This is a genomic window from Tautonia sp. JC769, assembly GCF_040717455.1.
Taxonomy (GTDB): Bacteria; Planctomycetota; Planctomycetia; order Isosphaerales; family Isosphaeraceae; genus Tautonia.
In genome coordinates this window covers 1-22,155 of the sequence record NZ_JBFEFH010000034.1, presented here as the reverse complement: position 1 = coordinate 22,155, position 22,155 = coordinate 1, and the positions used below count along the sequence as shown (strand labels likewise).

Genomic DNA, 22,155 nt, shown 5'->3' with positions numbered 1-22,155 from the left:
GGGCGATTCGCGATAGGGGCATCCATTACCCTTCGCGTTCGGCCATGATCATGCGGTGATGGTGGGAGAGCAGGACGTAATTCGTGAACGCGAGGTAACCCAGCAGAAGGGTGAGGATGATCGCCTGCGCCCAGATGGCGGCGAGGGCCGCGCCGGTGCCGGCGGCCAGGAACGAGACGATGTGCGCCCGACGCGCCCCGTGGCGCGGGCTGAGCCGGTCGAGCATCGTCATCATGAGCTGCCCGCCGTCGAGCGGCCAGATGGGAATCAGGTTGAGCACGCTGTAAATGATGTTCAGGATCAGGAGCGTGGAGAGGGCCAGCTCGACCTCGGGGCTGAGGGCGACGTTGGAGGTGACGAGGATCGCCCAGAGGATGACCGCCGCGATGGCCAGCAGGAACCCGGCGACCGGCCCCATCAGGGTGACCAGCAACCGCGCGCCGAACCCGCGTTGCTCGCGATCGGAGGCGCAGACGCCGCCGAAGCCGTGCAGGACGATCCAGGGCTGCTCGCCGCCGAATTTGGCCGTCAGGCCGTGGCCGAGTTCGTGGACGAGGACCGAGAGGAACACGCAGGAGGCGATGATCAGGGTGTTCTCGGGGGCGGTCTCCCCGCCGAATCGCAGGCCGATGAGCGCGGCGAGGAGCCAGAAGAACGGCGTGACCCGGATCGGGATGCCGAACAGTCGGAAGTTCAGGTCGAGGCGGGTTTGGCTCGGGATGCCGAACATGGAAGCGGGTCCTTTGTCGCCGGGGAGGGGCCGATCCCGTCAGCCCCGGGCGTTGCGGTCGTCGGTCGGGCGGGTCTCGGGGGAAGCGGGCGTGGACTGCCCGGCCACCGTCGTCTCGACCAGGTGGAAGCGGCCGCCGGGCAGGGTGAAGCGGATCAGGTCGGCCGGGGCGCCGGGGGCGATGACCGGCTCGGGCCGGCCGATCAGGCGGGCCGGCCGGGTCGAGGCGCAGGCGACGGCCTCGCCCGCCGAGAGGCCGGCGGCCTGCATCAATCGGTCGATGCCGATGGGCAGGGGCCGATTCGCCCCGGCCAGGTAGGGTGTGCCGGCCACGACGACCCGGCCCGACGCCTCGACCGCCCAGCGGCCATAAGTCCCCGGCGGCAGGCCGGCCAGGGGGCTGGCGTCGCTGACCAGGACGACGCGATCGGGCGTCTTGGCGCGGACGAGGACGCGGATCACGTCGTCGTCGAGGTGGTGGCCGTCGGCGATGAGCGAGGCGCAGAGGCGGTCCTCGGCGGCCTGGGTCCAGATCGGGTTCGGATGCCTCGGGAGCTGGGCGACGATGCCGTTGCCGAGGTGGGTGCTGAGGCGTGCCCCGGCATCGGCGGCGCGTCGGATCGTCTCGGGATCGGCGGCCGAGTGGCCGAGGGCGACGGTGACCCCCGAATCGACCACGCGGCGGATCAGGTCCAACGCTCCCGGGCGTTCGGGGGCGAGGGTGAGGATGGTGACCCGGCCTCCGCTGGCGTCCTGGAGCTGCTGGAACGAGGTCCAATCGGGGTCGCGGATGGCCTCGATCGGGTGGGCGCCGCGGTAGCCGTCGTCGGGGGAAAGGAAGGGGCCTTCCAGGTGGATGCCGGCGACCCGGTGGGCGACCCGGGGATCGGCCTCGCAGGCGGCGGCGATGGTGGAAACGCCGTGCCGCATGTCGTCGAGCGGGGCGGTGATGAGGGTCGGGCAGATGCGCGCCGACCCGTCGGCATCCTGCGCGAGGACGATCTCGCGGACCTGCTCGACGGTCAGGGTCGGGTCGGAGAACGAGACGCCGAGGCGGCCGTTGGTCTGGATGTCCCACAGGGCCGGGGCGATCCAGGGGTCGTCGGGGCCGATCGCCTCGGGGCCGTTGGCGGCCTCGACCGAGGCGATCTTCGGGCCGTCGAGCGTGACGCGGAGCCAGCGACCGTCGGTCACCTGGCGGGCAACGATTGCAGACACGGTCATCACTTCCCGTTCTCGTTCTCGATCAAGACGACGTTGTCGACGCGGCAGACGACATCCTGGAAGTCGTCGTTGGTCGAGTATTCCCAGCCGATCAGGTAGCTGTTCGGCACCTTCTCGCCCGTCTCGGGATCGACGTAGGGGTAGATCATGGCCTTGTACGGTTGTTCGGCCAGGCGATCGTTGATGGCGCGGACCTCGGCGGGCTGGGTGAAGACGCCGCCGTCCTCGAGCCCGTCGTTGGAGAGCCAGAAGCCGAAGACGCGGTCGCCGGGGTCGATCGAGACGGTCGAGCCGTCGAGCAGCGGGGGGGGGATGTTCTCCCAACGCTCCAGATCGCGGCCTTCGTGCTTGAATTCGTAGGCCCACAGCTCCCGCTTGGTCGGCTGGCCGGGCTCGGCGCCGGGGACGTAGATGCCGCCCCGGTTGACGGTGACGAGGCCGAGGGCGAGGATCGGCGTGTAGGAGATCGGGCCGTCGCCGGCCTTGCGGAAGAGGCCGGGGGTGGCGTCGGCGGTGGTCTCAAGGGGGTTGAGCAGGTCGTCGAACATGTCGAGCCCGTAGATCCCCTTGAGGATGGCGACCCAGTCCGGCTCGTTCGGGCCGGGGGTGATCCTCGGCTGGTTCGGCGACTGGGCGGCGGCCGACCCGGCCAGGGCGAGCAGGGCGACGAGCGGCGGGAGGCATCGGAGTCGGGGCATCGCGGTCTCTCGTCTTCGAGGGGAGTTCCATGCGGGTGGGGCGAGTTCGCGCCGAAGAGGCCACCATGGTAGCAGGTCGAGGCGATGCCGGGAACGGGCGCGAGCGGCCGCGAGCGGGTCGCAGGAGGGGGAATCGGGCGCCGGAGCCTCGATCTTTCACGAAGACATGCCGTCTGGCCCCCCTTTGGGACGATTCCCGCAGCAGGTCGCGGGGCGATCGTCACCAAAGGGGAGAGACGGGACGGTCGGTCGATCAGTCACCCAGGAAGGCCGCCCGGGGGAGCATGCGGGCGGGGAGGGTCGGCAGGTGGGGGAGCCGCTCGGGGCGGGCGAATTCGGCACGGGCGGCGAGGGTCGGCCGGGGGCGTTGCAGGGCGAACAGGTTCGGCCGGGGGACGTTCATCGCGGCGGGATGCTGCATCATCCGGGCCGCGGCGAGGCGGGTCGGCCGCTCGACGGTGTTCAGCGCGGCCGGGCCGACGGGGACGGGCAGGGGCCTCGCCCTCCGATGCGACTGGTGGATGTAGATCGTCAGGGGGTCGGAGACGGCGAATTCGTTGACGTCGAGCCGGATCGTCCCGGTGGTCGGGGCGATGATGGCCTCGCCGGTCTGGGTGAAGGTGCCGGTGGTGGGGAGGATCTGGCCGACGCCGTCGGAGAGGGTGCCGGTCCGGCCGCTCTCGTCGCCCGTGCCTTCGGAGAAGGTGCCGGTCCGGCCGCTCTCATCGGCCGTGCCGCCGGAGAGGGTGCCAGTCCGGCCGCTCTCGTCGGCGGTGCCGCCGGAGAGGGAGCCGGTGAGGTCGGGGGTGGTGACGGTGCCGGTCACCTCGGTCTCGAAGACACTGAACTCGACGGGCCCGTCCGACTCGAACTCGCCGGCGCCGACGCCGACCACATCGATGTCGATCTCGAGGGTGCCGAAGATCTCGTCGGTGAGCCCTTCGGCCTCGGCCACGGTGCCGTCAAGGTCGGACTCGAATCCGTTGATCGACACGTCGCCTTGCAAGTTGGAGATGGTGCCGGCTTCGAGCGAGAGATTGCCCTGGAGGTTGGAGATCGTGCCGGGGTCGAGGCTCAGGTTGCCCTGGAGGTTGGAGATCGTGCCGGGGTCGAGGCTCAGGTCGGCTTGCAGGTTCTCGAGGGTGGTGCCGTCGATGGCCAGGTCGCCGGTCAGGCCGGTCAGGGTGGTGGCGTCGATCGTCTGGGAGCCGTCGAGGAACCCGACGGCCTGCTGCCGGACGATGATCGAGTTCATGTCGGCCCGGATCGTCGACGGCAGCTCGAAGGTGGCGCGATAGCGGCCGAGGAAGTTGGTCGGGGCGGTCGTCAACGGCTGGCCGTTGTTCAAGACATTCCCCTGGGCATCGAGGCCGAAGACCTCGACCACGGTGGCGACGTTGTTCGCGGGCGGCTGCGCGGTGCCGACGACCGTGATGGGGGTCGGCTGCGTGATGACCACCCGACCATGACCGACCCGGACGAACGGCGAATCCGCCACGACCTCGACGGTCGGCTTGGCGTTGATCAGGACACTCATCAAGGCTCGCGTTTCGAGCACTTCCGGCAAACTTGACTCAAAGCGGTGAGCTTGACGCGATCGGCGCGGCATTGTGCAATCACTCCCTGATTTCAAAGCAAGCCGCCAACCTCCTCTTGGCGTTCCTTCAGCGGGGTCTTCACAGCGAAGAACCTCGCGTCCTTGAGTGGTCGATTCAGAAGCGTTCTATCGGCGATCGCCCGGGAGACGATCGACGGCAAAATGGACACCCGCGTGGAATCCCGATCGACTGATCCGACCAACATGGAGAATCGATCGATCGGGCCGAGGCGCTCAGGACGACCGCTCGCCGGCCCCCGGGGGTCGAACCCCAGGGAGAAGGGTTCGGCCCCGGAAGCCGAACACGTAGCGGTCAGCGGTGGAGCATCGAATCGAGCGAGGGGATGACGTAGGTGCCCAGCTTCATCTGGTCGAAGATGGCAGGCTCGGAGGCGTAATCGCGGGCGGTTTCCAGCGAGATGAGATCCTTCTTGTAGAGGTCGTAGAGATATTTCTCGAAGATGAACGAGGCCGAGGCGTCCTGCTGCATGCCGATCTTGATGCCGATGGTGTTGCCGGCGAGCACGCTGTCGGCGATGGCCTTGGTGTCGTTGAACAGGAACTCGAGCGCCGGGAGGCGCCCGCCGCCGTTTTTCGGCACGAGGCGCTGGCAGATGACGCACTTCAAGGCGTCTCGGAGCTGGAGCTTGACCAGGTCGCGCTCGACCGGGTCGAAGAAGCTCACGACGCGATTGACGACCTCGTAGGCGGTCCCCGAGTGCAGGGTGCTGATGACGAGGTGGCCGGTGGCGGCGGCGTTGATGGCCGACCGGATGGTGTCGGGGTCGCGCATCTCGCCGATGACGATCACGTCGGGGTCGTGCCGCAAGGCGCCCCGGACGGCCTCGTGGAAGGTGCCGATGTCCTCGCCCACGTCGCGCTGGGAGACGACCGACTTCTTGCTCTTGTGGACGTACTCGACCGGCTCCTCGATGCAGAGGATATGCAGCGACTTGTGGGCGTTGATCCAGTCGACCACCGAGGCGACCGTCGTGCTCTTGCCGCTGCCGGTCATGCCGGTCACGAGGATGAGGCCGAAGTGCAGGCCGCCGAGGCGTTCCATGGCGGACCGGGGGATGTTCAGGTCCTCGAACGAGGGGATGGTCTCGGGCAGGAATCGCATGGTGCAGTGCGGGACGCTCGCCTTGACGAAGGCCGAGACGCGGGCGTATCCCAGGCCGACCTGGTGGTAGATGAAGCTGCACTGCTGGCGCTCGGCGAACTCCTCGGCGTGCTTCTCGGGGGCGATGTCGTGGATGAAGGCGTGGATCTGCTCGGAGGAGAGCGAATCGAACGCCTGGACCCGCCTCAGGACGTTGTCGACGCGGAAGACCGGCGGGGCACCCGGGTACAGGTGCACGTCGCTGGACTTGAACTTGATCATCGCCTTGAACAGCGTCTCGGGGCTCAGCGGGGTGGTCCGGTACTCCTCGCCGTGGACGCGCCAGACCTCCGGCAGCGGGAAGGCCTTCGAGAGCAGGTCGCAGGCGTCGTGGAGCTGCTGCACCTTCTCGTCCGAGGAGGCCGAGCAGTGCAGCACCAGCGCGTCGTCCAGCTCCGAGAGTTCGCAGGCCACCGAGCACTCGCTGGCGAAGCCCTCCAGCGCCCGCTTCAAGTCCGGGCCCGGGTCGGGATAGCGGACGGTGAAATCGTGGAAGTCCCCGTCGAAGTGGGGCCTCCAGGCCGCGATCTCGATCCCGCGGCCGTTGACGACCATCCGCCTCGGGGCGCCGTGGATCGACCGCAATTGCTCGTCGGCCACCTGGACGATCGACCAGAAACTATTCTGATGGCCTAAACCGAGCACAACCTCTTTCATGGCTGCACTCCTGATGGTTGAATCGACGAGACGGGGGAACGCTTCCGAACCGGGAGCGAGGGCCGCTCAAGCTCGAGAAAGAGGCGGATCGGGAGCCCGACCGAGAGGACGTCGATGTGCGTTCCAAGGATACACGACAACCCAGTCGGAAGATATGGATTGACGTTGCGTTCTTCGATTTGAATTCGAGCGCCGGGGTGTTGGGACGACGCCCGGGTTTGGCTATGGTAATCCACTCGACAGCCCGATGGCCTTTAATGCTTCAGGACCGCCCGCCATGCCCCAGGCCCCTCAGCGCACCGCGACCGAGATGCAGCTCGTCAACGGATCGGCCGGCGACCCGCTCTTATTCGTCGATTATCCGGCCCGGGACGACGCCCTGCTCTTCGACGCCGGGGAGAACGGGAACCTGAGTGCCGGGCGGCTGGCGGACCTGGCCGCCGTGTTCCTCAGCCATCATCATGTCGATCACCTGGTCGGGTTCGATCGCATCCTGCGGGCGAACCTGGACCGCGACAAGGATCTGCACGTGGTCGGGCCCGAGGGGACGATCGACCGGATCTCGGCCCGGGTGCGGACGTATGACTATCCGTTCTTCCCGTTCCAGAAGCTCCGTTTGCACCTGACCGAGGTGCGGGCGAATGAATTGCGGTCGGCGGTGCTGGAATGGGGGGCGAAGCTGCCGGAGCCGGAAATTTCGGCGCGATCGCTCGCCCCGAAGGACCTCACGCCCACGGTTTTTGAGAACGGCCTGCTGCGGGTCGAGGCCGCCCGGGTCGATCACACGGCGCCGTGCCTGGCCTTCGCGATCGTCGAGACGCCCGGCTTCCACGTCGACGGCCAGGCGCTGCGCGAGGGCCCGCTGCGGCCGGGGGGGTGGGTGAGCCGGGCCCTGGCGATGCTCCGGGAGGGCCAGGCGGACGAGACGCCGGTGGAGATCGACGGGGGCCTGTTCCCACTCGGCCGGCTGCGCGATCGCTACTTCCGCAAGACCCGGGGTGCTCGGATCGCCTATGTCGTCGATACCCTCTGGGGCGACGCGAGCCGACCGGCCCTGATGGAACTCTGCCGCCGGGCGACCCGGTTGTATTGCGACTCGTTCTACGCCCAGGCGGACCTGAAGAAGGCGAAAACCCACAAGCACATGACCGCGACCCAGGCGGCCGAGCTGGCCCGAGACGCCCAGGTCGAGCACCTGACGCTCATTCATTTCTCGAATCGCTATTCCGGCCGTTATTCCGAGCTTGGTGCCGAGGCCGCGGCCATCTTCCCGAACACGTCGGCCGATCTGGACCAGGGGGCAAGCCAGGCGCCCCCCGGCCCCGCCAGGCGACGGCGGCGGGAGGGGTAACGCGATCCTCGCCGTGGCGCCGGGTGTCTGGAACGATCGCGGGGCCATCGTTTTTTTCCCGTAAGATCGGCCCCGCGAGGCCGAATGCTTCTCGAACAGTACGGCAAGACCAACGATCACAACGGACCGGGAGAACCCCAAAAGGGCACGTCATGGACACCGCCGAACCGATCGAACGTGATGCCTCGAAGCGGAGCAGCGTCGAGCCTGAAACGACGACGTGCGACCTCGATCCCGAGGGAGTCTCGACTCCTCAGAAAGTGCGGAACGAGCTGCGCGCCGACGAGGCCGAGCAGAAGATTCGCAACGGCATCGCGATCAGCAACGCCGTCATCGTCGGCCGGCTCCGCCTGCGAGGGACGTTCGAGAAGCCGGTGCGGTTGCAGAACGTCGAGATCCCGAACCTCATGATTGACGGCGCCGTCTTCGCTGCAGAGGTGATCTTCCGAAGCTGCCGCCTGAACCGGCCGATCATCCAGCGCAAGACGCGGTTCGAGGGCGGGCTGTCGATGCAGGGGAGCGACCTCTCCCGGGCGAAGTTCGACGACGTGAAGATCGTCGGCAAGGCGAACTTCCAGGGCGTCCGGTTCCGGAGCAAGCTGGACATCCTCCGCGTCCGCTTTTACGAGCCGGTCAACTTCTGGGAGGCGCGGTGCGACGGCTGGGTCGATTTCAAGATGTGCCAGTTCGACGGCCTGGCCGACTTCCGGAGCCTCTGCGCCGAGGAAGGGATCACCGTGCGATCCTGCACGTTCCTGGGCGACTTCCTCTTCCGGGGGGCGAGCGTGGCCAAGAAGTGCGAGTTCAACGGATCAACGTTTGCAAGGTTGATCGACTTCTCGAAGGCAAAGCTGCACGACTACGTCTACCTGGAATCGATCACCCTCCACGAGGGGGCCCGGTTCGCCTTCTGGAACGCCGTGGCCGAGCGGGTGCAGGTCCGTCCCGAACAGCTCGAGGGGCGGATCGCCAGCGAAGGCGAGCGGGACCACGCCAGGGCCATGTGCGAATACGGCCTCTTGAAGCGGAACTACGAGGCCCTGCACTGGCACGAGGAGGAAGACTGGGCCTTCTACCACTTCAAGGTCAACGAGCGGCGATCGAAGCCGAGGACCTGGGCCCGCCCGTGGTCGAAGCTGAGCCAGGCGTTCGAATGGCTCGTGCTCGACCTGGGTTGCCGATACGGCACCAGCCCGTTCCGCACGGTGGCCGCCGCGCTGGTGATGATCGTCGCGTTCAGCCTTGTGTACATGATGGGAGTGACCATGCTGCCCCTCGAAGCCGGGAAGGTCCCCTTCGACGGCGAGCCGACGACGCTGGCCAACCGGGTGGTCATCGGCCTGGTCACCAGCGTCTCGGCCTTCACCGACGGCCTGGGGAGCCTCCGCGAGACGGCCAAGGGGTGGATGAACCTGTTCCTGGTGGCCGAGTCGCTGCTCGGGACGCTCGTCTGGGGCCTGTTCATCGTGGCGTTCAGCCGGAAGGTCATTCGCTGATTCGGGGGAAACGGGGGGGATAGGATGTCCCCCGCTCTCGGCAGATCACTCGGAGGACGATAGAATCTGACGTGCTTCGATCTGCCATTGTTGGGGAACGTCATGGCCACGACCACTTATCCGCACCTCATCGAGACTGCCGAAGGACTCCCCATCATTGAGGGCACGCGCATCAAGGTCCTGTTCATCGCCCGCGAGCGGCTCGCCGGGAACGATGCCGACGCCATCCAGCGCCTCCTTCCCGACCTGACGCTGGGGCAAATTCATTCGGCGTTGGCCTATTACTACGACCATCAAGCCGAGATGGATGAGGAGATCGTGCGGCGAGACCGGATGTTCGAGCAGCGGAAGGCCGAGGCGGCCGAGTCTCCTCTGAAGCGGAAGCTCAAGGACCGAGGTTTGATCCCGTGAGCCTCCGGCTGAACCTCGACCATCACGCCCCGTTTGCCGTGGCCGAAGTGCGTGGGAACCTCCGAACCCGAGGGCCGGGCGGCGTGTCTGACGCGGATTGGGCGAGGTGACACGTACACGGAATCGAACCACACGCGAGGGGGCAAGGGGGATGGATCGGCTCGGGTCGAGGAAGGGGGGGACCCGAGGGGCCTTCGTGCAGAAGATCCGCGACGGCCTGGCGGCGGAGTTGCCGCCGATGGCCCGGCTGGCCGGTCCGGTGGTGCTGGCCGAGCTGGGGTGGATGGGCATGGGCCTGGTCGACACGATGTTCGTCGGCCGGCTCAGCGCCGAGGCGATCGGAGCGGTCGGGATCGGCCACGCGGTCTTCTTCATCACGACGATCGCGGGCATGGGGCTGCTGCTCGGGCTCGACACGCTCATCTCGCATGCCTTCGGTGCGGGGACGCTCGACGAGTGCCGCAAGTGGCTCCGGCACGGGATCTACCTGGCCCTGATCCTCTGCCCGCCCTTGATGCTCGTCTGCTGGTTCGCCGGGGGGCAACTGGAGCGGATCGGCATCGAACCGGCCGTCCGGCCCGATGCGGAAACGTACGTCCGGCTGGTGACGCTCAGCCTGCCGCCGTTGTTGCTCTACACGGCCTTCCGGCGCTACTTGCAGGCGCAGAACCGCACCGGGGCGATCGTCTTCGCGCTGGTGTCGGCCAACCTGGTGAACCTGGTGGTCAACTGGCTCCTGATCTTCGGCAACCTCGGCTTCCCGAGGCTCGGCGTGGCCGGGGCGGCCTGGGCGACGGTGATCTCTCGGGGGTGGATGGCATTGGTCCTGCTCCTGGAGATCGTCCGGATCGACCGGAAGCTCGGCCCGGAGGCCTGGCGAGGGGGCTGGAGGCCCGAGCGCCGGCGGTTCCGGTCGCTCATCACGCTCGGCCTGCCGGTCGCCGGCCAGTTGATGCTGGAGATGGGGGCGTTCGCCACGGCGACGTTCCTGGTCGGTCGGCTCGACCCGGCCTCGCTGGCGGCGCACCAGATCGCCCTGAACATCGCGAGCCTGACGTTCATGGTGCCGCTCGGGATCAGCTCGGCCGCGGCGGTCCGGGTGGGCCAGGCGACCGGGCGGAAGGACCCGGGCGGGGCGGGCCGGGCGGGATGGTCGGCCCTGGCGCTCGGCACGGCGTTCATGATCGTCGCGGCCATCACCTTCGTGCTGGCGCCGAGGGCAATCCTCTCGATCTTCACCGATCAAGCGGGGGTGATCGGCGTCGGCGTGGTCTTGCTCTGGGTCGCGGCGGTGTTCCAACTGTTCGACGGCGTGCAGGTGATCGCCACCGGGGCGCTCCGGGGTTCGGGAGACACGCGGACGCCGATGCTCGCCAACCTCGCCGCCCACTGGGCGATCGGCCTGCCGATCGGCGTCGGCCTTTGCTTCGGCCTGGGGGTGGGGGTCATCGGCATGTGGATCGGCCTGTCGGTCGGCCTGATCGTGGCGGGATCGCTCTTGCTCTGGGCCTGGTCGCGGCGGGTCCGGGGGATGGCCCCGCGGCCCGCGATCGTGGCCGAGGTGGCCGCGGTCGGCACCTGAGCCGAACGGCCGCCGGGGGCGCGGGCCTTGTCATCCCGGCCGGGGCCCTCGGCTCGCCCGTGCGTCATCTGGTCAGACCCGCCCGGCCGCGATAGCATGAAACCTCGCGTCGTCATGAGGCGACCGACGGCAGGGGTGAGGAGACGATGAAGAGCAGGGCGGCGGGCGGCGGGCGGGGGATGTCGCTGGAGGAACTGAAGCAGGCGATCCGGGCGGCCGACCCGAACGCCGTGCTCGTGCCCCCGCGCATCCTGAGGCGGGTCATCAAGCACGACCGGAAGATGGCCTCGCTCGGGTTGCAGGTGCCGCACCGCAAGACCTACGTGCTCGACGCCAACACCGCCACCAGCATCCTGGAGCGGGATGAGATGGGGCTCGATGTCGAGGCCGAGGCCGCCCTGACCGGCTCGGTGATCCTGCTGGCCGAGCCCCCCCCGGAACGCCTGGCGACCATGACGCGCGGCCAGATCTTGCTGCGCTACTGGCGGATGCTCTTCCACGCGAGGATCGACGAGGAGCTGGAGCACCAGCGGCGCGGCGGGTTCCTGTCCGACTCGATCGTGCGGTCGCGGGTCGATCGGATCGGCCAGACGGTCATCGACGAGGCCCGGATGGTCCTCCGGCTCGAAGACTACCTGCTGCCCCCGCGCGACCTCTGGGAGGTGTACCGGGAGTTCACCGCCGTCTACCTGGAGCTGCGGCACTTCGCCCCGCGATTGCTCGGCTCGTACTTCCCGTCGATCGAGGATCGCGAGGCGGTCGACGCCGTCCTGGCCGAGGACGTGAACGCCCCGGCCCTGTTCGACCGGACCCGGCCGCCGGGGGCCCCCGAGCCGGCCGCCCTCGGAGCCCTGATCGAGGCCGCGGCCGACGAGCCGCCGCCCCCCGACGAGGCGGTCGGCACCTGCCCCTTGCCCGCCCCGCAACCGGCCCGACGGCTGGCCGAGCGGCTCGTCCGGCGCTCGGAACGCTCCGACCGGCGCGGGAATGTCGTGCGGGCGGCGATCCAGTTGGCCCGGTCGTCGAAGTTCCTCGACCCGCTCGGCCCCCCTTCGGCGTCGAATCCCTGGGCTAAGGCCCGCGCCGCCCTCGGCGAGCTGGGGGAGCGGCTCGTCGAGGCGCTGGGGCTCGACCCGAACGAGGCCGACGACTGGCGCCGCGCCTTGCCGGCCCTGCTGGCCCCGGCGTCGGAGGGGATCTGGGCCGTCGAGGCCCGGCTTCTGTTCGACCTGCAGAAGCTCTGCGTCGATTACGAGCGGCCGATCTACACGGTCGACCTCGTCGAGTGGCTCCTGACGATCGGGCGGCGGCCGATCAAGCGATTGCTACCGCATCAGCGCGAATTGCTGGCGGTCAAGCACTTGCGGTCGGCGCATCGCCGCCTGCGGCACGCGCGGATCTCCGATCCCGACCGCCGGAGGCTGGCCCACCTGATCTCCGGGGCCCTGCACCGCGCCGAGGTCACGCTGCGCGACCAGTGCCGCGAGCCCCTGGCCGACGCCCTCCGCCAGACCGGTTTCCAGCCCCGGACGGTGGCCGAGCACGTCTCGTTCGACAAGTCGGTCGAGGAGCTGCTCGACAAGGTGGTGGAGCAAGGCTTCCTGACCATGAGCGACCTGCGCGACGCGGTCGCCAGGAACCACGTGAAGCTGCCCGACCTGTCCGGCGCCCGGGAATTCTTCCGGGGCGACCGCCTGCTGCGGGCCAACCGGCGGATGGCCGTCTCGCTCGACGGGATTTACCGGCGCGGCGAGGTCTACCTGAGGTGGTTGCAGCGGTTCAGCTCGCTGGCGTTTGGCACAGTGGTCGGCCGGTTCCTGGTCAACTACGTCGTCCTGCCGTTCGGCGGGGCGTTCGTGGTGCTGTTCTTCGTCGACCACCTGTTCGCGGTCGTCACCAAGCAGCTCGGCTACGGGTTGGACCCCGAGAAGGCGGCCGAGGCGGCCGAGCTGGTCGTGGCCGGAGCAGGGGGCCTGATCGAGGCCGTCGAGACGACGGCCACCGCCGCCATCAGCGGGACCGGCTCGGGCCTGGGGGCGATCGCGGCGCAGATGGCCGAGACCGCGGCCGATGCCGTCTCGGTCGTCGCCGCCGAGGAGCTGCTCAGCCTTCGACGCGAGGCCGAGGCGGCCGGCACGCTCGACGTGGGGGACCATTCCGGCGGCCTGCACCTGATCCCGCACGACCTGGAGGCCTGGGTCTGGGTGACGCTCGTCTCGGGCGTCTTCCTGATGGGTCTGATCCACCTGCCCTGGTTCCGCCGGCAGGTGTCCCGGCTCCTGCGGTCGCTTTACGAGGTCGCAAAGGGGGTCCTCTTCGATTTCCCGCGCTGGGTCTTCCGCCAGCATTACATCCGGCTCCTGATCAGCACGAGGAGCTTCCAACTGCTCTGGCGGATGCTGGTCAAGCCGATCGGCCCGGCGTTGCTGCTCTGGCTGGTCCTGGGCCTGATCGGGGTGGCCCCCGAGCAGGCCCGCAGGCTGGCCCTCGGCATGTTCATCGCGTTCGGGCTGGTCTTGAACCTGCGGGTCGGCCGGGACATGGAGGAGATCACCTCCGATTACCTCGTCCGCACCTGGCGGGTGATCCGGGTGAACATCTTCGGCGACCTGTTCCGCTTCATCATGGACTTCTTCGCCCGGGTGCTCGAATACGTCGACCGCCTGCTCTACACGGTGGACGAGTGGCTCCGGTTCCGGGGGGGCGAGAGCCGCGTCTCGGCCGTCATCAAGGCGATCCTGGGCGTCTTCTGGTTCTACATGACCTATGCCGTGCGGTTCATCATCAACCTGCTGGTCGAGCCGCAACTGAACCCGATCAAGCACTTCCCGGTCGTCACCGTCTCGCACAAGGTGATGGCCCCGCTGTTGATCCTGATGATCCCGCCGCTGGCCGAGGCGCTCGACGACAAGGAGCTGGCGACGACCATCTGGTTCCTCACGCAGTTGCTCCTGCCCGGCGTGTTCGGCTTCCTCGTCTGGGAGCTGAAGGAGAACTGGCGGCTGTACGACGCGAACCGGCCGAGGCACCTGCCCCGGGTCCTCGTCGGCAGCCACGGCGAGTCGATGTCGCGCCTGTTGCGCCCGGGTTTTCATTCGGGGACCCTGCCCCGGACCTTCCGCCGGATGCGCCGGGCCGCCCGCAAGCGGGCGCGGCTGCCCGAGTTCGAGGTCCGGCTGGAACAGCTCCGCGAGCAGCGCCACCACGTCGAGGAATCGGTCGCGCACTTCATCCATCGCGAGCTGATCAACCTGCTCGCCTACACGAGAGCCTGGGACGACCTGGAGACGGAGATCGCCGCCGTCGAATCGAGCTCGAACCGCTTACAAGTCTTCCTGCGGGTGGCCGAGCTGGGGGACGAGCCGCTCGTGCTCGTCTTCGAGCACGCGTCGGGATGGATCCTGACGGACGTCGACGCCCCGGCGTGGGTCGAGCACCTGTCCGACGACCGCCGCCGCGTGCTCCAGGCCGCCCTGGCCGGCCTGAACCAGATGGCCGGCGTCGAGCTCTCCGTGCCGCAGGTCACCCACGTCTTGCCGCCCGAGGTCCGCTCGTTCGGCTTCTCCGACGAGGGGCTGATCGTCTGGGTCGGCGACCGCTTCCAGACCGAGGCCACCTACGACCTGACCGCCGAGACCCGATTGCTCTACCCGTCCGTCACCGGCCCCCGGCCGATCCCCCCCTTGCCCACGATCGAGGCCGACCGCCTCCTGCTCGACCACGACCCGATCACCTGGGCCCGCTGGGTCGAGACCTGGGAAGCCGAGCGCGACGGCCAGGCCCCCCCCGAACCCTTCCGCCGCGCCTTCCGCCTGCTCGCCGACCCCGAACCGAGCCAGGCCCCGGCCTGAGGTGCGGCCATTCCACGTTGAGACACCACAACGGGAAATGGCCATACATCAATGATCGATCGCAATTCAAGGAGAGGGCGCATCCGGATGCGGTCATTTGTAATCACGGAGAAATGGCCGAAAGGCACGCCTGGAGATCCTCACGCGACAGATGATCATACTCCTGGAGAATTTGATCGAACGTCCACCCGTGTGCCATCCGATCGACGACGAACTCGACGGCAATACGAGTTCCCTTGATGACCGGCTTGCCCACCAGCACCTTTGGGTCGACCGCGATGTGATCGCGCCAGTCCATGGACGATTCCCCTTTGATTCAATGGTGTCGAAGGGCAGTACTCAGCCCGCCCTTCTGTCGACAAAAGTCCGCCGTTACTCCCCGGCATACCGAAGGGGCCAGACCTCCGACTCGGTGCGCTCGGTGTCGAGATACTGCGTGATCGCCGCGACGATCTTCGGGTGATCGGCGGACACGTCGGTCGTCTCGCCCAGGTCGTTGGCCAGGTCGTACAGCTCGAGCGGGCCGTCGGGCGAAAGGCGAACCCCCTTCCAATCGCCCATGCGGGCGCCTTGCTTCGAGGCGCGGCCTTCGTGGAATTCCCAGTACAGGAACTCGTGATCCTCCTGCTCGCGGCCGGCGGCCTCGGCGCCGAGGAGGGCGGGGACCATCGAGATGCCGTCGAGGTCGTCGGGCAGTTCGGCGACGGCTTCCGATCCGGCCAGCTCGGCCAGGGTGGGGGGGACGTCCCAGAAGGTCCAGACCTGATCGCTGACCGCCCCGGCGGGCACGTGGCCGGGCCATCGGACGATCATCGGCACGCGGATGCCCCCCTCGTACAGGTCGCGCTTGATGCCGCGCAAGGGGCCGTTGCTGTCGAAGAAGTCGGGGGAATAGTCGCGGCCCCCTTCGCGGTGCGGGCCGTTGTCGGAGGTGAAGAAGATGATGGTGTCGTCGTCGATCCCGAGGTCGTCGAGCGTGGCCATCAGGCGGCCGATGTCGCCGTCCATCCGGGCGATCATGGCCGCCTGGCCCTTCATGGGGTCCGGCCAGTCCTTGTCGGCGAAGCTGCCGTAATCGGGGACTTCCATGCCGTCGCCGGTCGCCCGCGAGCCTTCATTGTTGGCGTGAGGGATCGTCAAGGCGAGGTAGAGGAAGAAGGGGCCGTCGCGGTGCTGCTCGACCCAACCGAGCGCCTCCTCGGCGAACAGGTCGTGCGAGTAGGTCACGCGCTCGACGGCCACACCCTCGTCGGGGCCGATGACGTTCCCGGGGATCTCGACCCGCTCCTCCTGCCGCCAGAGGTGATCCGGATAGTAGTTATGGGCGTGCTTCTGATTCAGGTATCCGAAGAAGTGATCAAACCCCTGCTTGTTCGGCACCCCGGTCGATCCCGGCTCGCCGAGGCCCCACTTGCCGACCAGCGCGGTCTGATACCCGGCGGCCTTCAGGGCCTCGGCCACGGTCACATCGTCGGGCAGGAGGGGGACGCGGTCGTTCCCCCGCACCCGAGCATGCCCCGAGTGGTAGCCGGTCATCAAGACGCACCGCGAGGGGGCGCAGACGGTGCTGCCCGCGTAGACCTGGGTGAAGCGTGTCCCTTCGGCGGCGAGGCGGTCGAGATTGGGCGTCGGGATGGTCTCCTGGCCGTAGCTCCCCAGGTCGCCATAGCCGAGGTCGTCGGCCATGATGAAGATGATGTTCGGCGGCGTCGCGTCGGCCTCCTCGGCGGGAGGCGACGCCCCCCTGGCGATCGGGCCGGACGCAATCCAGATGACCAGCGAAAGTCCCAGGGCGATCCGGGCGGCGGTCGTCGGCATGACGGTCCGTCCTCCTCGTGGTGTGTTGCGATGCGGCGCGAGCACGGTGCGATCCCTTGGCCGTCGCGGTCTCCCCCGCGACGGCCGACGGTCGTCCTTCACCTTATCCGGATCACCCCGGCCTCGCCACCTCCGCGACGGACCGAGGCCCGGGCCAACCCTGCTGGTCAACCCGGGCCGCATCGCACCTTCGCCAAAAGGCGCCGCCTCACGAGGCGACGGGCACGAGCTCCACGTCGATCTTCTGGTAATACAGCGCGGTCAGGCCCTCGAAGGCCGAGTCCGTGCCGACGAGCAGCCAGAGGTTCCCCTCGGCATCGGCACGGACGGGGACGGCATGGGTGTGTTCGAACGTCAGGGACGCGTACGGCTGGGGGCCCGACTCGACCGGCTCCTGGCCGTTGGCGATGGTCCCCACGACGGAGGCCGCGGCTCCCCCCTGGCTTTGCTGCCCCTTGTCGACGTTGAGCCACACCTCGCCATCGGCGGCCACGGGCAACGGCTCGACCGCAGACGCGCCGGCCTTGAGGTAGACGCTCTCCCCCGGGGCCCCCCCGATCCCGAAGGCGCCGCTCGGCGCATCGGAGGCGACGGTGATCGTGAACCGGGCCTCGTACGCCTGGTGGGGCAGGACCCCATCGGCCGTTCCGAGTTTTCGCTTGAGGAACATGAACAGGTCGTCGGAGCGGTTGTGCCCCTGGAGCAGGAAGCCGGTCCCGTCGCCGACCTCGGGGGGCAGCGGCCGGATGCCGGAATCGAGCTCGAAGATCGGGTCGGGATCGACGGGCAGGTCGCTGAAATCGGCCTGCCAGCCCTGGTCCCCCTGGGCGAAATCGAAGGAGGCCGAGACCGTCGAGGCCGGGCCCCCTCGGATGACCGTGATCCGGGCCGAGGCGGACTGGCCGAACGAGTCGGACGCCTCGATTGCGACCGGGTTCGGGCCGTCGGCCAGGGGGACGACGAAGCGATAGCGCCCGACGGCGTCGGCCGTCGTCTCCGCGTCGAAGGAGCCGTCGGCACCCCGGTCGAGCCGGACGGTCGCGCCCGGGGTGGTGCGGCCGACCACGGCCACGACGTCGGAGTCGACCCGGCCGTCCCCGTCGGGGTCGGCGGCCCGGTCGATGCCGAGGGTCGCCTCCAGCGGCCGGATCTGCGTGGAGGCACCGAAGTTCCGGCCCGTGATCAGCAGGTCGATCAGCCCGATCCGGCCGTCGCCGTTGATGTCGAGGACGGGGTCGAAGCCCGAGTCGCCGGCGCGGCCCCCCAGCCCCGACCGGATCGCGAGCAGGTCGGACCGATCGACCCGCCCGTCCCCGTCCACGTCACCCGCCAGGGAGACCTCCAGCGCGAATGCCCCCGAGCTGCCGTGCTGGGCAGTCGTCCGGAGGCTGAGTGCGGCGGGACGGACCGAGGCGACCGTCACGCTGGCGGTGTCTCCCGGGATGTCGGCGCGACGGGTCAGGGTCCGGGCGTCGGCCGGCGAAGATCCTCGGATCGCCGTCGGCCCCGGGTCGAGCGAGCCCTCTCCCAGGGCCCTGGCCTCGATCCGGAGCAGCACCCGGCCCCCGGCGGCCATGCCGAAGTCGGCCGGATCGACCGTCACGGCGATCGGGGTGCCCGGACCGCCGTCGATCACCCCCTGGAACGAGGCGAAGGGCGAGGCGGTCGAGAGGAGATTGCGCCGCTCGATCGGTTCGAGCGTGGGGGCCATCCGCACCCGGCGGGACGACCGACATCGGGGATCTCGGCTCATGGTGACGCACTCAGAAGAGGGGAGGGCCGGCGGCGAATCAGGCCCGATCGCCTGCCGCCGGCGTCTTTGTCTTCGAAATCGCCCCCATCGGGCCGACATCCTCCCGGGGCGTCCCTCCCCGGCAGCCGGTCAGGACAAATGCTCTGGGGGGGCCGCCGGCCGAGGGGCAGGGGGGGGCGACTCCTCCTCCCGAGGGCGATTCATCCGCTCCAGATCGACCAGGCGGTCGATGGGGGCGATCACCAGCACCTCGTCCCCTGGCCCGAGCACGACGCCGTGGTCCGGGTTGACGTTGGTGCCGTCTCGGCCATGATGCATGACGATATTGACCTGTCGGTCGTGCTGGATGTTCCCGATGGTCTGGCCGACCAGCGCACCCTCGGGCGCAATCGTCAAATCGACCAGGTGGACATGCCGCCCGGCGAGCTGGAAATCCTGGTAGACGCGCCGGCCGGTGGCCGCGGCCACGAACGCCGGGGCGGCCACCCTGGCGGTCGAGACGGCCGGCAAGGCGAACGACCCGGCCACCTTCTCGGCCAGCGACTCGTCGAACATCCGCATGACGATCTTCGCGTTCGGGTTCAGGTCGCGGGCGGTCAGGGCGGCGTCGAGGTTCGCCAGGTCGTCCTGCGTGGCCAGGACGACGGCCTTCGCCCGACGGACCCCGGCGGCTTCGAGCGTCTTGATCGTCCGGGCGTCGCCGCGGATGACCGGCACCTCGCGGTCGAGGATCTCCTCGATCAGCTCCGACTCCACGTGCGGCCGCTCGACCACCACCACCAGCTCCCGGAGCTGGAGCATCTCCCGGACGATCTGATACCCGACCGTCCCCAGGCCGACCACGATCACATGCCGCCGATAGACCGATGCCACCATGCGATGCCACTCCGGCAGGTTTCCCTTGCGCGAGAAGACGAGATATCCGAGCCGGATCAACGAGTCGGCCACCGCCCCGAGGCCGATGATCGGCACCAGGAAGAAGGCGAACTGCAAGTACCACTCATCCGGGAACTCCAGCGCCGCCTCGACGAAGATCAGCAGGAAGACGCCGTAACAGGCCTCGGCGAACTCCAGGGTCTCGCCGTCGTGGTGGTAGAACCGGTGCAGGATCCACCCGCCCCCGACCACCAGCGTCCAGAAGACGCCGAGCGCCCAGCGGAATTCATGGAGCAAGAACCGAGCATATCTCGCATAGACCCGGACCTTCAGCCAGAGCTTCCCCAGGCGGTCCCTCGGCCTCGGCCCGACCGCCCAGGTCCAGGCCGGCTGGCCGAAGTTCACCGACGCCCGCGGCCCCCCGGCGGCCGGAGGCTCCCCCTCGTGTTCCTCGATCGGTTCCGACTCAGGGCTCACAGCGTCGCCTCGTCCCGGGCCTTGCCCAGCAAGTCGAGCACGCCGAGTTCGGCGGCCCAGCGATCGAGGTAGCTCGCGTCGAGCCGCCCGGATTTTGCCCTAAGCACACTCAAGATGTCGTCCCACTGCTGAACGGTCACCTCGCCTCCGAGGCGAAACCATTCGAGTTTCAGCAGTACTACGTCCTCAGCCGTCACAACCTGGATTTCCTGGCCATCCAAGCCGGGGAAGGGGGACGCCTCTCGCCGAGCCATGAGGGAAAGATCGAACGCTCGCCCCCGCTGGATGAACACATCCACTTTGAACGCGGTCATTGTATTGATCACATTGAAGCACGACCGGTTGCGAATCGCCTCTCGAACTGCTTCCTCGCTGATATAGTACGGATCCGAGAAACACGAGACGAAATCCGCCTCGCGTCCCGGAAAAGGTTCCGCCGCAAGATCGGCATCTCGGGTCGCCCTGACGGCGCCATGCAGGGAGCTGGCCAGTGAGCCCCCGAGCGCATACGCGATCCGAAGGCGATCGAACGCCAAGATCACGTCCCGCAGGGTCTCAAGTTGTTCGATCGGTGCGTTCACGGCCTGGCCCTCGGGAGCATCAGGGAACGAGACCGGGCCGAGAACAGCGGCAACCCAGGCATGGCGGGCCTGCTCGGCAGTCGCCTCAGGATGCCGCCTTCGGTAGCCGAGGTCATGAAGGAGTCGGATGCGGCGAAGTTCCTCCTGAACGATTTGCCACTTCCGCTCGGCCGGCATCCGTCGGTACGCCTCGGCCAGCACCCGCTCGGCCTCGGGGGTCGTGTCGCTCAGTCGTGGCATGGTGGTGCTCCCCTCACCCTTGGATTGTAGCCCGCCGGTCGGATACAGTGCAGGGACCAACGGTCCGATCCAGAAGACGGGCCGGACCCAATCACCGCCCGCGCCTTCCTCAAGACAAGACGATGGGGTCGATTCCGATGAGACACCTGGCGACGGCCCTGGGCCTCGTGCTGGCCCTGGGCTTCGCGGCGCCCTCGATTCGGGCCAATCCGCCCGACGACCACGCGCCGACGCTCGAACTGAACGACGGGGATCGCGTCGTCCTGCTGGGCGACGCCCTGATCGAGCGGATGCAGCAGTTCGGCAACCTCGAAACGCTGCTCACGCTCGCCCTGCCCGAGAAGACGATCACCTTCCGCAACCTCGGCTGGAGCGGCGACACCGTCTTCGGCGAGGCCCGGGCCGGTTTCGGCACCCCCGAGGACGGTTTCAACACCCTCGTCGAACAGGTCAAGGCGACCGAGCCGACCGTCCTGATCGTCGGCTACGGCGCGAATGAATCGTGGGACGGCGAGGCCGGGCTCCCTCGCTTCCGCCAGGGCTACAACCGCCTGCTCGACGCCCTCGAAGCCACCGGGCCCCGCGCCATCGTCCTGCTCTCCCCCATCGCCCGACGCCTGAGTACCGCCCCCTCGGTTGGTGACGACGCCGACCTGGCCCGCTACACCGAGGCCATCGCCCAGATCGCCCGGGAGCGCGGCCACCGCTTCGTCGACCTGCTCGCCCTGACCCGGCCGATGGCCGACGACACCGCCCCCGATTCGCCCGATTGGTACGCCCCGCAGGGTCTGCACCTCTCGAAGCAGGGAGACGCACGCCTCGCCCGCCTTGTGCTTCGCGAGCTGTTCGGCCTGAAGGCCCCGCAAACCAACCCCGAGCAGTTCGAGATGCTCCGGGGCGCGATTTACGACAAGAATCAGTTCTACTTCCACCGCTACCGCCCCCAGAACGAGACGTACCTGTTCGGCTTCCGCAAGCACGAGCAGGGGAACAACGCCGCCGAGGTCGAACGCTTCGAACGCCTCGTCGCCGAGGCCGAGGCCGAGATTTCCATGCTGAAAATGCCCGAGCAGCCCGTCTTCGATCTCGACCGCATCGACGAGGAGGTTTACGACCGATGAGCCGATCCCTGCCGCATGGCCTGATCCTCCTCCTGTTGGCCTGCCCCCCCGCCTTCGCCCAGCGCGACCTGACCGACCTGCCCGACCCAGACCCGAGGGCCGAGCTGGCCTCCTTCCAGGTGCTCGACGGCTTCGAGGTCAATCTCTGGGCCGCCGAGCCCGACGTCTTCAAACCGATCCAGATGAACTGGGATGCCGAAGGGCGCCTCTGGGTCGCCTGCTCCTCGGTCTACCCCCAGATCGCCCCCGGCCAGGAGGCGAACGATCAGATCATCGTGCTCGAAGACACCGATGGGGACGGCACGGCCGACTCCTCGACCGTCTTCGCCGAGGGGCTGCTCATCCCGACCGGCATCCTGCCCGGCGACGGCGGCTGCTACGTGGCCAACAGCACCGAGATCCTGCACCTGAGCGACACCGACGGCGACGGCAAGGCCGACACCCGCCGCGTCGTCCTCTCGGGCTTCGGCACCGAGGACACCCACCACATGATCCACACCTTCCGGTGGGGGTTCGACGGCCTCTTCTAC

General features: G+C 68.4%; 17 protein-coding genes. 7 read left to right on the top strand and 10 right to left on the bottom strand.

Annotated elements, in window-relative coordinates; all coding sequences use genetic code 11:
* Nucleotides 1-25: 25 nt before the first annotated feature.
* The 5 genes from AB1L88_RS23830 to AB1L88_RS23810 form a co-directional block, all read right to left on the bottom strand.
* Nucleotides 26-730, bottom strand: coding sequence for a site-2 protease family protein (locus AB1L88_RS23830; protein ID WP_367099204.1), 705 nt, complete (start codon nt 728-730; stop codon nt 26-28).
* A gap of 39 nt (nt 731-769) precedes the next feature.
* Nucleotides 770-1,954, bottom strand: a complete 1,185-nt coding sequence (locus tag AB1L88_RS23825) for an amidohydrolase family protein (RefSeq protein ID WP_367099203.1) — start codon at nt 1,952-1,954, stop codon at nt 770-772.
* Nucleotides 1,954-2,652, bottom strand: coding sequence for a hypothetical protein (locus tag AB1L88_RS23820; RefSeq protein ID WP_367099202.1), 699 nt, complete (start codon nt 2,650-2,652; stop codon nt 1,954-1,956). Before AB1L88_RS23820 ends, AB1L88_RS23825 begins: the two co-directional genes overlap by 1 nt.
* 253 nt (nt 2,653-2,905) lie before the next feature.
* Nucleotides 2,906-4,189, bottom strand: coding sequence for a hypothetical protein (locus tag AB1L88_RS23815; RefSeq protein WP_367099201.1), 1,284 nt, complete (start codon nt 4,187-4,189; stop codon nt 2,906-2,908).
* 373 nt (nt 4,190-4,562) lie between these two features.
* Complete coding sequence (locus AB1L88_RS23810) at nt 4,563-6,068, bottom strand: PilT/PilU family type 4a pilus ATPase (protein WP_367099200.1); 1,506 nt, start codon at nt 6,066-6,068, stop codon at nt 4,563-4,565.
* A gap of 277 nt (nt 6,069-6,345) precedes the next feature.
* Between AB1L88_RS23810 and AB1L88_RS23805 the strand changes: the two genes are divergently transcribed.
* The 5 genes from AB1L88_RS23805 to AB1L88_RS23785 all read left to right on the top strand — a co-directional run bounded on the left by AB1L88_RS23805 (nt 6,346) and on the right by AB1L88_RS23785 (nt 14,759).
* Nucleotides 6,346-7,419, top strand: a complete 1,074-nt coding sequence (locus AB1L88_RS23805) for an MBL fold metallo-hydrolase (protein ID WP_367099199.1) — start codon at nt 6,346-6,348, stop codon at nt 7,417-7,419.
* Between the two features lie 152 nt (nt 7,420-7,571).
* A complete protein-coding gene (locus AB1L88_RS23800; RefSeq protein ID WP_367099198.1) occupies nt 7,572-8,915 on the top strand; it encodes a hypothetical protein in 1,344 nt (447 codons plus the stop codon).
* A gap of 102 nt (nt 8,916-9,017) precedes the next feature.
* On the top strand, nt 9,018-9,326 hold the full coding sequence (locus AB1L88_RS23795; RefSeq protein WP_367099197.1) for a DUF433 domain-containing protein: 309 nt from the start codon (nt 9,018-9,020) through the stop codon (nt 9,324-9,326).
* Nucleotides 9,327-9,477: 151 nt separating this feature from the next.
* A complete protein-coding gene (locus tag AB1L88_RS23790; protein WP_367099196.1) occupies nt 9,478-10,908 on the top strand; it encodes an MATE family efflux transporter in 1,431 nt (476 codons plus the stop codon).
* A gap of 146 nt (nt 10,909-11,054) precedes the next feature.
* A complete protein-coding gene (locus AB1L88_RS23785; RefSeq protein WP_367099195.1) occupies nt 11,055-14,759 on the top strand; it encodes a hypothetical protein in 3,705 nt (1,234 codons plus the stop codon).
* Between the two features lie 103 nt (nt 14,760-14,862).
* On the opposite strand, the gene AB1L88_RS23780 is transcribed toward AB1L88_RS23785, so the two are convergent.
* The 5 genes from AB1L88_RS23780 to AB1L88_RS23760 form a co-directional block, all read right to left on the bottom strand.
* Nucleotides 14,863-15,057: a DUF433 domain-containing protein gene (locus AB1L88_RS23780; protein ID WP_367099194.1), complete on the bottom strand. Its 195-nt coding sequence runs from the start codon at nt 15,055-15,057 to the stop codon at nt 14,863-14,865.
* 74 nt (nt 15,058-15,131) lie between these two features.
* A complete protein-coding gene (locus AB1L88_RS23775) occupies nt 15,132-16,577 on the bottom strand; it encodes an arylsulfatase (protein ID WP_367099193.1) in 1,446 nt (481 codons plus the stop codon).
* Nucleotides 16,578-16,785: 208 nt separating this feature from the next.
* Nucleotides 16,786-18,330, bottom strand: coding sequence for a dockerin type I domain-containing protein (locus AB1L88_RS23770; RefSeq protein WP_367099192.1), 1,545 nt, complete (start codon nt 18,328-18,330; stop codon nt 16,786-16,788).
* A 129-nt stretch (nt 18,331-18,459) separates the two neighbouring features.
* Complete coding sequence (locus tag AB1L88_RS23765) at nt 18,460-19,683, bottom strand: NAD-binding protein (protein ID WP_367099191.1); 1,224 nt, start codon at nt 19,681-19,683, stop codon at nt 18,460-18,462.
* Complete coding sequence (locus AB1L88_RS23760; RefSeq protein WP_367099190.1) at nt 19,680-20,465, bottom strand: hypothetical protein; 786 nt, start codon at nt 20,463-20,465, stop codon at nt 19,680-19,682. Before AB1L88_RS23760 ends, AB1L88_RS23765 begins: the two co-directional genes overlap by 4 nt.
* 176 nt (nt 20,466-20,641) lie before the next feature.
* On the opposite strand from AB1L88_RS23760, the gene AB1L88_RS23755 reads away from it, so the two are divergent.
* The gene (locus AB1L88_RS23755) at nt 20,642-21,625 is read left to right on the top strand and encodes an SGNH/GDSL hydrolase family protein (protein ID WP_367099189.1); all 984 of its coding nucleotides are present in this window, start codon (nt 20,642-20,644) and stop codon (nt 21,623-21,625) included.
* Nucleotides 21,622-22,155: PVC-type heme-binding CxxCH protein (locus tag AB1L88_RS23750; RefSeq protein WP_367099188.1), on the top strand; the 534-nt coding region annotated here is incomplete at its 3' end. The genes AB1L88_RS23755 and AB1L88_RS23750, both read left to right, overlap by 4 nt.